Genomic DNA, 12,968 nt, shown 5'->3' on the forward strand with positions numbered 1-12,968 from the left:
TAGTAAGATTTTTAATATTTAATATTCAGATTATAAGTGAGTTTCAAGTAGAACATACGTCCGTTGGCAATAGGGTAATTGCGCTCGGTCGTTATACCCAATAGCGATGTTTGGGTAAGGGTAGTATTGATTACGTTTAGCACATTGCGGCAACCTAAAACAAAGTCGATGCGCTTCTGCCAAAACGATTGTTGCACTGAAGCATCGACCCAACCATAAGGCGATAAGGTACCCAGTGCTGCCCCATCGGCAGTAGCCATCCACATCTGCGACTTGCCCACAAACTTATAATTGGCCGTAAGCACGGTATTCGTTTTGGACAACTGATAAGCAAGCCCTGCATTGGCATTGATATTCAACAGAAAACGGTCGTCTTTTTTTATCTTTGACACATCATCAGTCTGCGATACCCATACAAAAGCCCCGCCTAAGGTAAGCCCCAGATTGTTCCACACAAACCTATGCGTGGTGATAATATTGTTATTGAGAAAACGGCTGACATTGAGGTACTGGGTATGCGGCATACCGCCTTGCAATTCTAACAATATGTTATCTATCTTATCGTATATACGATTGTGGCTAAAAGCTAAGTTGCTGGTGAGCTGGGTAGTGGCATCAGTGCCAAAAGTAAAGACCTTTTTGGCATTGAGCTCCGTAGAGAAGCTGCGCTCAGGCACTAAGTTTTCATTGCCCAAAAAGATATGCCCTATAAAGACATTGCGCACATACAACTCTTGAAAGTTAGGCGTGCGATAGGCTTGTCCTACTGAAGCGCGTAGCTCGACATTGGCAGGCAACAGATAGCGCGCGCCCAAGGAATAGGCGTATTGGTTATTGAACAAACGCTGTATAGAGTAGCGTGCGCCTGGACGGATAGAAAACTTTTTGGTGATATTGGCTTCTACGGAAGCATAAAGGTCGTAATTATCAATGGCTTTATCCACGAACTTTTCGGTAGAACCTTCGTCGCGGATGATAGCATAGCCCTGATTGCGCACAGCCTCATAGCCTACTTGCCATTGGTATCTTTTCTTAGCCAAAGCCCCACTGAGGTAGCCCGATGAGTAAAACACGTCCATAGACTGGTTGCGCCTTTTTTCATTATTGATTTCGTGATGATAATCAATAAGGTAGCGGAAGGTTTCGGTAGCGCGCTCTTGATATTGATAAGAAGCGGTAAGGTTATACTTAAGCTCGCTAAGTGCCCCACTAAGGTTGAGCTGGTGATTCTGACGCGAATAGTAATCGCGCTGGTCATTGCCAAAAGTGTAATCGCCATAACGAGGACTATAGGTGCGCTCGGCAGTGCGGTCATAAGTGTTGTACTGGTCGCGCATATACTCAAAGCGATAAATGAGCTTATAGCTATCGCCCTGATAGGTAGTCATCACATTGGTTTGATACAGAAAATAAGGTTGGCGCTCAAAGCCCCTGAGCCCATCTGTACCCAAGTAGTTTTTGCCTTTGTACTTACCCCAAAAGCCATTGAAATTATTGCGATTCATACCCACAGAAGCAAACCAACGCTTAGAGAGATTGGTAGCAGCTCGGAAGTTGAGATAATGTTTGCCTTTATTTAGGAAATTGTACTCGCGCGAGAGGGTTTCCTCCTGAAGCGAGTAGGTAATATCCCACTTATTGGTCGCCTTTTTCTTGGTGATGATGTTCATTATACCCGTTACGGCATTGGCACCGTGGGTTACGCCCATCGCCCCTTCGACTATCTCTATGCGCTCAATATCATCTACATTTATCTGCGAAAGGTCGGTATTGACCCCTAAGCCGTCTTCGCTTACCAGCGGCACATTGTCTACAAATACCTTGAAGTAGTTAGCCCCTAAGCCATAGAGCGAAATCTTCTGCTTGCCACTGCCCTCATCGGGGAGGATATTGAGGTTTACATACTGATTGAGCACCTCGCCTAAATGGGTAGCCCCTACGCCTTTTATCTGTTCTTTAGTAATGACTTGCACGTTCTTGACCGATTTTTTGACCGACTGGGGTTCTATTTGCCCCGAGACTACCACCTCCTCAAGGTCGATAACCTTGTCGGTTTTAGTAGGCTGTGCAGCGGTTACTACCGAGAAGAGCAGCACCGAGACGATAGCGATATTATGTAGGATGGAGCGTATCATTCAAATGTTTTTTCTTTGCGGTAAAACTCATTTTCGTAGTCGCCTGCTAAGCCATTTACAAAGCCCCAAAACTCGAGCGTGCCATTGCCGAGCCTAAACTCGCGCAAACCTACGTTTACCTTGCCTCTTATCTTGTTGCGTACCTTTATGATACCCAAGCCTGCAGAGATTTCGTAAGCCCCTTTGTAGACGGTTTCGCGGCATTTGTTCTTAGTATAGCGATACTGATACATCGTGATAGAGTCTTTGGTAATCACTACCTTTTGTTGCGAACGACAACCAGAAAAATCGGTTAAATCTTTATTATAATCATAAATGTCATTGCGCCTAAGGCTGTAAATATACCAAGTACCAACGATTTCTTTGGCAGGGTCGTACTGATAATTTTTGCGGTAGGTAGCCTTCTGCACTCCTCCAGCCCCATTGGTGTAAGTCATTACCAAAGTATCAGTAGTTACGCTATAAGTATACGCCTCGGTATCAGTAGCCTTGCCAACAGATTGTAGTACCAATTGCTGCAAAGTAGTGCTATAGGTTTTGGCTTCTATCACATAGTTGCAAGCGTCTTTAGCATCATTAGGGTCGGTATTGGGGGTATACTGATAGGTAGTGCGGGTAGCGGTTTGGTCTGCCCCAAAGACTAAGCTGCTCTTGCGGCTACAGTTCTCTATTTTAGTTTCGTAACCATTTTCTTCTAACTTCACCAAACGCCATTCGCCTACTAAGGGAGAAACAGACGCTTCTGGCTTAGGAGGGGCAGGCAATTCGGGATTAGGGTCTTCTTTTTGCTTATCGCAAGCTACTAAGGCAAGCGAAAACAATATTAGGAAATAATATATTTTGCTCATTTTGTTAGATTGATTAGTGTCTTTGAGACATTGGTTTGATTTTGGCTTTGAAAGCATCGTCTGCCCAGTCAGATTTTTTGTACAACTCTAAACTTTCATCGGGCACGTACACATTCTTGAGGGTTCGCCTAAAGGATATCTCAACACTGCTGAACTTAGGGATAGTACGCGAGTGTAGCACAACTGTTTCGACAGGACAATAGCTGAAAGAGAAATCGCCTATACTACCAATGCTGGTAACACTCTCAGGTATATCGATGACCTTTAGCTTTTCGCAACCTAAAAAGGCTTGTGCAGCAATCTTCTTTAATCCCTCTTGGAGTTTGAGCTCATCGAGATTATCGCAAAAAGCAAATGCATAGCCCTTAATCTCTTTGACAGAGCGCGGAATAGTGAGTTTTTCTATCTTAGTACGCGCAAAAGCAAAGTCTTCTATCTCGGTGATACCCTCTTCAAAATTGACAATACTAAGGCGTTCGCAGCCATTGCACATACTGCGAGGGATTTTGGTAAGTCCGCGTGGTAGGGTGAGCATCTCGAGGTGATAAAGCCCCTCGAAAGCACTTTTGCCTATCTCGGTAACGGTAGCAGGTAGAATGATAGTCTTAACCGCATAAGGGTCGGAAGTAAAAACGCCCTCGTGCCCGCCTGCACCAAATTGATAACTAAAAGCTTTCTCTTGAATGGCAGTAATACGGCTAAGCCCTACATCGGCGCGCATATCGATATGCACCGTTTGAGGATTGAGCCACGCTAATAGCGTTTTGCGGTCGTCGGAGAGCTTGTAGTTAGAAAGCTGATTATTATGCCAAGGGTTGTTATCGCCCAAAGTGTAGGCTATGCCCCAACTGTTGTTCTTCTTAGGCCCGTAGAGTTTTTGGTTTTGGGTATCTAAATACAGGTCGCCTTCATTGCCAATGGTTAAATCGGGAGCGCCCTTGCCAGAGCGAATGGTATTGGGGTTGATACCTTTTTCGGATACTAAACGAATAGGCGTATTGCCCCAGCCGCGCTCATCGGTTTTAGGGCCATAGAGCAAGCCTGTTTTTCTATCTATATAATAGTCGCCTATGTTGCCCTCATCAATAGAAGGAGGATAATCTTTGAGGTGTATGACACTGGCTCTTTTTACTTTGACGCGCTCAATGGTCTGTTTGACACAGCCCACCGTGCTGAACGCCAAAAGCGCGCACAAGCTGATAATTATATTTTTCATTTAGAATTATTTTTTACTTTTTATTGGATAGCTTGTATAATATCGGCGTAGTCGGTAAACTTATCGCGGTAGGCTTGTAGGTGCTGTGAAGGCACATAGATATGCTCGATAGTAGCCCCTGCGAAAGGATTGGCATCGTCATTAGTTTGAGGAACCGCCCCAAGGAAAGTAACGCTTATCTTTTGGGTAGTCTCGTTGAAGAGCAATTCGCCTAAACCGGTTAAAGAAGCAGGGAAGGTAATCTTGGTAAGAGAGAAGCATTTTTCGAACACTAAGTTATCCACCAATTTAACGCCCTCGTTAAGGGTAACGTTTTTGAGGTTTTCGCACTCTTTGAAGGCTTCAGAAAGGATACGCTCGCAAGAGCCAGGTACTACTACCGTTTCGAGCGACTTGCAGCTAAGAAAAGCGTATTTATCAATAAGGGTAAGGCGTGAAGGTAAGCCTATCGTTTTGAGCGCATTGCACTTTGTAAAGGCTTCTACGCCTATATGTTCGAGTTCGCTATCGGCAGTGAAGATAATGTCTTTGAGAGCGAAGTTGTTTTCAAAAGCTTGGTTTTCGATTAGTTGAACTTTATCGCCAATGGTAATTTTTTCTAAAGAGCGTTTTTGAGCAAAAGCCTCTCTACCGATTACCTCAACCAATTTGAGTTGGTTATTGGCGTTCATATTCACCTCGACAGTTTTAGGGTTTGACCATACTAAGAGGGTAGGTTGCCCAATTTTGCTGATATGGAAATCGGGTAGGGACTCATCGGGGTCTTGGTTAGAACCATTGTTAGGATTGCCGCCCAACACTATGCCACTGCCCCATTGGTTATTGGCTTTAGGGCCGTAGAGGGTACGCGTGCTAAGGTCGATATACCAATCGCCTTCGCTACCAGTACGAGGCGAAGGTGCCCCTGCCCCAGAAAGTATTTTGGCCTCGGCAGTGTTGCTACTACCGAAACGTATGGGCGCTCCCCACCCTGCATCGGTTTTAGGGCCATAAAGTTCGCTGGTAAGTGTATTGATGAAGTAGTCGCCTTTCTTGCCGTCAGACTCGTCGGGCGTACGGCCTTGGCTAATAATTTCAGAGCCTGCGACTATGTCTTCGCGCTCTTCAATTACTTGTTTTTTGCAGCTTTGTAACGCTGTGAGCGACAGGCAAACCATCGCCCCTATCAATAGTTTTTTCATTACGAAGAAGATTATTTAATTTAGAATTATTTTGGTGCAAAGGTAACAACTATTTTATATTCAATCCAAATATATTGCAAATTTTATTTAGAAAAAAGAAAGATTAACTATTTAACACAACATAAAACACTGATTATCAAATGTAAATTATATATTCTAAATTACATATAAACAGCGTAAAATTGTTAATTATCAACATACAATTGTTAATGTAAGCGATAAATTGTTAATAAAAAGTAAGGGGCAAATAGCATTTTTTCTGCTATTTGCCCCTACAGGTAAATTAATTAAGTTCTCTTATTTCTTTGAAGTTTTTAGACCAATTCTCATTATTTTCATAGGCTGTTTTACTTCCTTTAGGCACATATAAAATTCGCTTTTCGCGATTCTGTGCTGAAGTAGCAAAGGTGTTGAGGGTTATGGTTATCGGGGTAGGATTGAGCACCGTTACCTTTGTAAGACTATAGTTATTCATAAAAGCCATTGACTTGATGGTTTCTATAGAAGCAGGTAGGGTAAGCTCGGTAAGCCCCGAGCTAATAAAGGCTTGTACCCCTATGCTCTTAACTTTTGTCATCACTACTTTTTTAAGATTAGTAGTAGCTTTGAAAGCTCCGTCGCCTATCTTTGTAATGTTCTTTAAATCGGCTGAAGTGATGTCTTTATTACCATCGAATAGTGAAGCATCAAGCACAGTACCTTCGTCGGGGATTGTGATAGCTCCTGTAGCCACTGCACCCATTTTGAGCGTCACTACTTTCTCGCCTTCGTTTTCGTCTTCTCCTTCATCTACATCAAAAATATCGCCTGCTACAGCTCCGTTTACTGTTACCGCTATAGTCGCTTTTTGCTGAGCGGCATCGGTGATGATAACATTAGCCTTTCCTGCCCCTACGGCTGTTAGGTGTATAACATTGCCGTTTATTTGAGCTTTTACTACATTTTCAATAGAATATTGTACCTTATAGTCAGGATTACCACTTGTGATAGCAACTTGCTCGGTATTGCCTACCTCTAACACAAAGCTGTTTTTGCTTATAGTGAAAGGCATACCTGTAACCGTAACCTCGAAAATATCCTGCTTGCCACTCTGTACATCGGTAACGGTAACGGTAGCACTGCCCACCTTTAGTCCTTCGACACTGAGTACATTATCAGTCTTGGCACTTACTAACACCACCCCTTCGGGTACGCACACACAATTGTAATTAGCGTGTCCGTTCTGTAGTTTTACATCAGTTTTGGCTCCGTTTTCTACCGTGACGCTCTTATCGACCACGGCAAAAATACCCGTAACGGTTACACTTAGAGAAGCGGTTTTTCCTTTGGCATCGGCTACCGTTACCACTGTTTCGCCTTGTGCTATAGCGGTGATTTTAAGGGTGTTTTGGGTTACAGTAGCTGAGGCTACCGCTTGGTCGGCTACCTTAACAGTATAAGAGCCATTGCCCGAAGTGACGGTAAGGGTGGCTGTTTCGGCAACCTTGAGGGTTAGAGAGGTTTTCTCTAAAATGAGTTCTTTAGGGTTTTCTGGCTTGTTATCAGCTTTGTTGTCGTCTTTGCTGCAAGCCGCAATGATGAGGGCGAAGAGTGCCACCATCACACAAAAAGGGTTAAAACGTTTCATAAAATGATTTAATTTAGAATTTTGGGCGCAAAGATAATACTTTATTTATAAACAACCTAAATAATAGTGTTAATTTTTTAGTAAGAATTGCATATAGTTGCTGTATCGTTCCTATAGTGTTCCTATATCCTTCCTATATCTCTTATAGTGTTAATTCATTGTTATTTGATGATTGTTTTTTATCTTTGCAGTCGCTAAAAAAAAATAATGATGAAAAAAATACTTTTCTTTTTGCTTTTATGTAGTTTTGTAGCACAAGCACAAAACACTATCTGTATAGGCGAGCGCATTGGAATTGCTTCAGATGATGATATAACTCGTTCGTTATTAGTATACTTACCCCCTTCGTACCACGATTCTTCATTAAAACCTACGAAATACCCCGTAGTGTATCTGTTAGATGCTGAAGCTAACTTTAACTATTTTGCGACCTTAATGGACAAACTATCGCAGGGCATACCCAATGTGCCTGAAATGATTATAGTAGGCATTCAAACCTCTAAGCGAGAAACTGATTTTACCACAAACAACGATGCTTTTTGGAAACTGATTACTACATCTGTTATTCCCTCGATTAAAAACGAGTACCGGTGTAACAATTTTAGTATAGTAGTGGGACACTCATTAGGAGGATTGGCGGTAGCTTATGCCCTAAATAACTATACTAACTACTTCAATGTATATATGGCTCACGACCCCAGCTTGTGGTGGGAAGATAATAGCGGACTAAAACTGTTTGAAGACAATAAACAGAAAAACTTTAAAGGGCGGCATCTATACCTATCGTATTCGGGGGAAAAGGTGCGCCATAATGGCAGAAGCAGGCACCACGAGGCTATTGAAGGGTTGCAATCACTACTAAGGGAAGGCGGATGCAAAGACTTACAAACTTACTTTAAAGAATATCCTAATGAAAACCACGGTACGGTGCAGATAATGGCTAACATTGACTTTTTTAGGATGCTTTTTGCTGAAATGTTTATAGACCGCAACGAAATTGAAGCTAACCCAATGGTGATTAAAGAGCGATACAAAGCTCTGTCGGAAAAATTAGGCTATGAGTTCAAACCGACAGAAAAATATCTGAAGAATACCGCTAAGTGGTTACAGAAAAATGGAAAAGAAGCTGAAGCAAAGGCAGTATTATCAATTAACAAATAACCATTAATAGTTACCAAATAAAAAATGCTTGAAGAACTTTATTTCTTCAAGCATTTTTTTGTTAGTTGTTAGTTGCTTTTTTGAGTTATTAGAAGATTAGATTTTTCCGATACCGCGTATGCCTTGCGCTCCTTTTACTACTAAGCCTTTTTTGGCTTGTGCTGTAGTGGGGTCGATTACGTAAATGGCTGCATCGTTATTTTTTTCTGCTACTGGCAAGTAGCATTTGCCTTTGTAACCCATTGCTATTACCCCTACCGTATTGGTAATATTAGCAGGCTCAGGTAAGCCTGTTACCCAAGTAAGTTTTTTGGCAGCAGCATCGACAATAGCGTATTTGGCAGCTGGTGAGTTGGTTTCTATATTTTTATCATTATAGAATTCTATCAGGAATTTAGCTTCTGTAATATGGAATACACTGCGGAAAGGATGTCCTCCTGAAACGTTATCGATATTAAAGAAGTAATCTTTATCAAAATCGGTAGCGTCTTTTTTGATAAGGAGTGCCCCTGCTGGTTTGGTAGAACCTTTTTCGAAATGACCAGAGAATACATACACATCGCCATTATCAGCTTTGCCTAATTGAGAGATGTACTGAGAACGGAAACGCCCTGATGAATAGCCTAATTTATCGCTTTTGTAGATGCGTTTTAGGTTCATATTTTTATCGAAGGCAGCAACCCAAATAGAATCGAGTTTGGTAATAGCAGCTGTAGTAGAACCGCTGCCAGGGCGAGGTTGATTGCGCTCAGAATAAATCATTGAAGAAAGGAACTCGCCATTGCCTCTGTCTAAAATACCAGAAAAAGAAGCAATTTCTTTATTGTTTTTGCCTAAATCTTTGGTGATTTCGAGCGTACCGATGGTAGTTTGGGTAGCTACTTTATAATCGGATACGTTGTGGAAAATAAAGGTAGCACCATCGTTGCGGTCTTTACCATTGATTTGTTGCCCTGCAAGAGTTTGTCCGCCTACATTTACAATAAAATATTTATCGAAGAAACCATAGGTAGTAAAACGAGAAGGTACTTGGAAGTCAGTTATTTTTTCTAACTTATCACCATTTCGTTTGTACGATACCCCAATACCAGGGGTCTGACCTTTGTAGGCTAACCCAACCGCTGTATTTTGACCAAAAGACCAAAAGTAACCTGTTTCGGGCAATTCTTCGAAGTTAGAACTGATAGAAACTTCTCCACTTTCTAAATTAGAAACATAGAGCGCAAAACTTTTATCGCTTCCTTTAGCATCGATTAAGAACTCTTTTTCGGCTACAGGAGGGTTTTCGGGTTCGTTTTTATCTTTTTTGCAAGATATAAAAGCAGTACTACCTGCTAATAGAGAGAGCATTAGCCCTTTTTTGAATGTTTGATAATTGATATACATAAATTTAAATATTTAATTTTTCGCTATTGGAGTTGCTAAATGTTAGCTTTTAGTAAAAGCGGTAGGATAGTTTGGCATAGAAAGCACGACCGGCTTTCTGTAGGCTATAGTTATCGTATAGGAGTTGGTCGGTGAGGTTTTTTACCTCGGCGGATATACTTATTTTTTTATTAGAGGTTTGGTAAGTGAGATTGGCATCGTGTGAGAGCTGTGAGGGGACTGTATTTTTAGCCCCTTCGCTTTGCCAAGTAAGGTAAAACTCATCGGTATAAAGTAAGTTATAGGAGAGTGATAACTGGTCTTTTTTAGCAAATATTCCTTTAAAATTATAAGAGGCATCGGCATTAGCAAAAAAGTAAGGCAGATTGGGCACACGGTCGTTATAAGTAACGGAATCGGCACCGAAGGCTGTTTTCTTTTCTTTGTTGCGAATGTCCATATAGGTAATGTTGCCACCTACGGCAAAGCTATTCTTGTAGAAATAACGGGCTGAAAGATCTGCCCCTATATTGAGCACGTTGCCGTGATTGCGGCTAGCAGCAATACCCCTACTGTTAATCCCCCTGATGATATAATCGGTGATATTGCGGTAGGCGACTCCTGCTTCGATAAGGAAAGAATGGTTATCGGCTACGGGTTGGTACGAAAGGTTGAAGTTAATATTTTGGCTGTTTTCGGGTTTGAGTTGTTGGTCGCCTTGCTCGAGGTCGCCATCGCCAAAAAGTTCGCGTTCGGTAGGCAAGCGGAAGGTTTTTTCGTACGACAATTTAACTTGCAGAGGGTTAAGCAGCTGGTAGGTAGTGGCAAGCCCATAGCCTGTAGTACTGCTATAGCGACTTTGCTCTTCGTAGACGGCATTGCTTGCATTGCCAGCTATTTGTACGGGTCCGGTTACTTTAGTGGTGTAGTATTTAGCAAAAGCTAACATATTCCAAAGGTTATTGGGGGCGAATTTGTAGGATAAACCTACTATATTTTTCTGATTCACCCGACGCATAAAATCGGCTGCTGTAGTGGCAAGTGATACTACATTATCGGTAGTGGTGCGCTTATAATGGCTATAGGTATTGCTGACCTGAAAAAGGTGCTCGGGGGCAGGCATATAATCGATATGTGAGGTAACATAGCCTGTTTTGCCCTCAAAAGTTTGAAGGATGTGTTGCACTTCGCCCTTGGTGGCTTTGGTGCGGTAGGTGCCATCCCAAGCATATTGGCGAGGCTCTTCGTCGGCATTACGGGTAGTGGTAAGGTCATAACGACCGGTAAGAGCAAAAGAGAGCCCCCTAATGATATTCTTCTTTTCGTATTCCATAGAAGAGGAATAGGTATGTGAGGTGCGGTATTTGCCCCCGAAGACTATCTGCATTAGGTTAGCATTCTGTATTTGCTTGTATTCTTGGTTGTAATTGAGCCCAAAGGAGAGTTTGTCAGCCCATTTTTCATTGAATATATTTAGACGACCTATTAGGGCTTCGTTATGATAGCGGTCGTGAAAGCGGGTAAACCAACGGGGTTCTTTTGAGAAGACACCTGTATGCACATCAAGGTACTTGGTAAATACGTTGTAATTATTATCGGAGTAATTTTGGTAGGCACTCAGCTCGAGTGAGATGTTATCGGTGAGTCGTTGCCCTATACGCAAGGTACTTTTGTGGGTATTGAAAGAGCCAAAAGTGTAAGATAAGTTGGCATAATTGCGCTTACTACGGCGGGTAACAATATTGACAGCCCCTCCGAGTGCATCGGCACCAAAGGTAATAGGTACTACACCTTTGTAAATTTCGATGCGCTCAATCATTTCGGCAGGGATGTTATTAATGCGGAAAGAGGCATTGGCGCCGTTCATAGGTACGCCATCAATAAAAGTGCGTACGTGTCGGCCTGTAAAGCCATTGAGATTGATATTAGCCTCTGCCCCTACCCCTCCTGTTTCGCGCATTTTTACGCCCGATACACGTGCGAGTATATCGGCAGCATTGCTATTGACAGCTTGAAGTGGCTGCGCTTCGATAGCAACGACATTATAGGCTGCTTTTTGTATTCTTTTGATAGGTGCTTCAGCTTTAACTACTACTTCTTCTAATTGAGTTATAGAGTCTTTAGGCTGTTGTGCCATAGCAGCCAAAGGAGCTAAAAGGCTGATATATAGGAGTTTTTTCATTTTTATTACTTAATTCGGGGGCAAATATAGCAAATTATTTATAAACAAGCTAAATAACGATGTGTTTTTTATAGCCTTGTTGAAAAACATACTAAATAAAAAAATTCTTCTTTTTTGCTTGTTGGTATTTCTTTTTTTCGTATTTTTGCATCGCTAATTATGTTTTTAAAGAAAGTAACCGTAGTTAATTATAAAAATATCAGCTCTAAAACACTTGAGTTTAGCGCTACTATCAACTGTTTTGTAGGTAATAATGGGGCAGGAAAGACCAATTTGTTAGATGCTATCTATCATTTGGGGATGGGAAAGAGCTATTTTAGTCCGTCGGCAGTGCAAAATATACGTCACGATGAGGATTTTTACTTGATAGATGGCTTTTTTGAGTCGAACAGCCGAGAAGAACAGATAGTTTGCAGTCTGAAGAAAGGACAAAAGAAGATGATGAAGCACAATGGCAAGGCTTATGAGCGTTTGTCAGACCATATAGGGAAATATCCGATGGTGATCATCTCGCCTGCTGACCGCGACCTGATAGTGGAAGGTAGTGAGACGCGTCGTAAGTTTTTGGATAGTGTTATCGCGCAGACTGATCGTGAGTATTTGGAGTTGCTGATACGCTATAATCGTTTGCTGCTACAGCGCAACACGCTGCTAAAGCAGATCGCTGAGAGCGGCATTAGTGCCTTTGACACCCTACAGGTATATGACGCGCAGTTAGCCCCTTTAGGGCAATTCATCTACGAGAAACGGCGGCAGTTTATGGAGGGATTCGCTCCTATTTTTAGCTATCAGTACGCTTACATTGCTGGAGGGCAGGAAGAGGTGAAAGTAGTTTACGAAAGTATGCTACACGAGCAGACCCAAGAGGCGCTACTCGCTCAGCACCAACAACGAGACCTACAGGCACAATACACAACTGCGGGCATTCACAAAGATGACCTACGGTTAGAGATACAGGGCTACCCCATAAAGAAATACGGCAGCCAAGGGCAGCAAAAATCGCTGCTCATAGCGCTAAAGCTATCGCAGTTTGAGTTGCTAAAACATACTTTGGGCATTACCCCTATAGTGCTACTAGACGATATTTTTGACAAGTTAGACGACACACGAGTAGCGCAATTAGTGCAATTAGTGACGCAGAACCATTTTGGGCAGTTATTCATCACTGATACGCATTCGCAACGGACTGAAGAGGTTGTGAAAATGACGGGGCTGCCCTACCAAATGATACTATTTTAACCTTTGAACCCTAC

Annotated in this window: 9 protein-coding genes; 2 read left to right on the forward strand and 7 right to left on the reverse strand. The window is 42.3% G+C overall.

What is annotated here, in order from left to right; all coding sequences use genetic code 11:
• Nucleotides 1-11 precede the first annotated feature (11 nt).
• The 5 genes from FOC45_RS10015 to FOC45_RS10035 all read right to left on the reverse strand — a co-directional run bounded on the left by FOC45_RS10015 (nucleotide 12) and on the right by FOC45_RS10035 (nucleotide 7,007).
• Nucleotides 12-2,135, reverse strand: a complete 2,124-nt coding sequence (locus FOC45_RS10015) for a TonB-dependent siderophore receptor (protein WP_009391716.1) — start codon at nucleotides 2,133-2,135, stop codon at nucleotides 12-14.
• Nucleotides 2,132-2,983 carry a lipocalin family protein gene (locus FOC45_RS10020; RefSeq protein ID WP_009391711.1) on the reverse strand — a complete coding sequence of 284 codons (852 nt, stop codon included), beginning with the start codon at nucleotides 2,981-2,983 and terminating at the stop codon, nucleotides 2,132-2,134. Before FOC45_RS10020 ends, FOC45_RS10015 begins: the two co-directional genes overlap by 4 nt.
• A gap of 13 nt (nucleotides 2,984-2,996) precedes the next feature.
• The gene (locus FOC45_RS10025; RefSeq protein WP_009391709.1) at nucleotides 2,997-4,199 is read right to left on the reverse strand and encodes a leucine-rich repeat domain-containing protein; all 1,203 of its coding nucleotides are present in this window, start codon (nucleotides 4,197-4,199) and stop codon (nucleotides 2,997-2,999) included.
• A gap of 20 nt (nucleotides 4,200-4,219) precedes the next feature.
• Nucleotides 4,220-5,380 (reverse strand): leucine-rich repeat domain-containing protein, encoded by a 1,161-nt coding sequence (locus tag FOC45_RS10030; RefSeq protein WP_009391706.1) that lies wholly within the window; start codon nucleotides 5,378-5,380, stop codon nucleotides 4,220-4,222.
• Between the two features lie 283 nt (nucleotides 5,381-5,663).
• Complete coding sequence (locus tag FOC45_RS10035; protein WP_009391704.1) at nucleotides 5,664-7,007, reverse strand: leucine-rich repeat domain-containing protein; 1,344 nt, start codon at nucleotides 7,005-7,007, stop codon at nucleotides 5,664-5,666.
• A gap of 207 nt (nucleotides 7,008-7,214) precedes the next feature.
• Between FOC45_RS10035 and FOC45_RS10040 the strand changes: the two genes are divergently transcribed.
• Nucleotides 7,215-8,168 carry an alpha/beta hydrolase gene (locus FOC45_RS10040; protein WP_009391702.1) on the forward strand — a complete coding sequence of 318 codons (954 nt, stop codon included), beginning with the start codon at nucleotides 7,215-7,217 and terminating at the stop codon, nucleotides 8,166-8,168.
• 96 nt (nucleotides 8,169-8,264) lie between these two features.
• Here FOC45_RS10040 and FOC45_RS10045 read toward each other — a convergent pair whose 3' ends face one another.
• Nucleotides 8,265-9,554, reverse strand: coding sequence for a DUF4374 domain-containing protein (locus tag FOC45_RS10045; protein WP_009391699.1), 1,290 nt, complete (start codon nucleotides 9,552-9,554; stop codon nucleotides 8,265-8,267).
• Between the two features lie 49 nt (nucleotides 9,555-9,603).
• Nucleotides 9,604-11,715 carry a TonB-dependent receptor gene (locus FOC45_RS10050; RefSeq protein ID WP_009391697.1) on the reverse strand — a complete coding sequence of 704 codons (2,112 nt, stop codon included), beginning with the start codon at nucleotides 11,713-11,715 and terminating at the stop codon, nucleotides 9,604-9,606.
• 159 nt (nucleotides 11,716-11,874) lie between these two features.
• Here FOC45_RS10050 and FOC45_RS10055 point away from each other — a divergent pair, with 159 nt between their 5' ends.
• On the forward strand, nucleotides 11,875-12,954 hold the full coding sequence (locus FOC45_RS10055) for a DNA replication/repair protein RecF (protein WP_009391695.1): 1,080 nt from the start codon (nucleotides 11,875-11,877) through the stop codon (nucleotides 12,952-12,954).
• Nucleotides 12,955-12,968: the final 14 nt, after the last annotated feature.

The sequence above is a fragment of the Capnocytophaga sp. FDAARGOS_737 genome (assembly GCF_009730375.1).
GTDB classification, from domain to species: domain Bacteria; phylum Bacteroidota; class Bacteroidia; order Flavobacteriales; family Flavobacteriaceae; genus Capnocytophaga; species Capnocytophaga leadbetteri.

Excerpts from the sequence above, each read along its gene's own strand:
- FOC45_RS10015 (WP_009391716.1), bottom strand. The coding sequence starts at position 2,135 with ATGATACGCTCCATCCTACATAATATCGCTATCGTCTCGGTGCTGCTC.
- FOC45_RS10020 (WP_009391711.1), bottom strand. The coding sequence starts at position 2,983 with ATGAGCAAAATATATTATTTCCTAATATTGTTTTCGCTTGCCTTAGTA.
- FOC45_RS10025 (WP_009391709.1), bottom strand. The coding sequence starts at position 4,199 with ATGAAAAATATAATTATCAGCTTGTGCGCGCTTTTGGCGTTCAGCACG.
- FOC45_RS10030 (WP_009391706.1), bottom strand. The coding sequence starts at position 5,380 with ATGAAAAAACTATTGATAGGGGCGATGGTTTGCCTGTCGCTCACAGCG.
- FOC45_RS10035 (WP_009391704.1), bottom strand. The coding sequence starts at position 7,007 with ATGAAACGTTTTAACCCTTTTTGTGTGATGGTGGCACTCTTCGCCCTC.
- FOC45_RS10040 (WP_009391702.1), top strand. The coding sequence starts at position 7,215 with ATGATGAAAAAAATACTTTTCTTTTTGCTTTTATGTAGTTTTGTAGCA.
- FOC45_RS10045 (WP_009391699.1), bottom strand. The coding sequence starts at position 9,554 with ATGTATATCAATTATCAAACATTCAAAAAAGGGCTAATGCTCTCTCTA.
- FOC45_RS10050 (WP_009391697.1), bottom strand. The coding sequence starts at position 11,715 with ATGAAAAAACTCCTATATATCAGCCTTTTAGCTCCTTTGGCTGCTATG.
- FOC45_RS10055 (WP_009391695.1), top strand. The coding sequence starts at position 11,875 with ATGTTTTTAAAGAAAGTAACCGTAGTTAATTATAAAAATATCAGCTCT.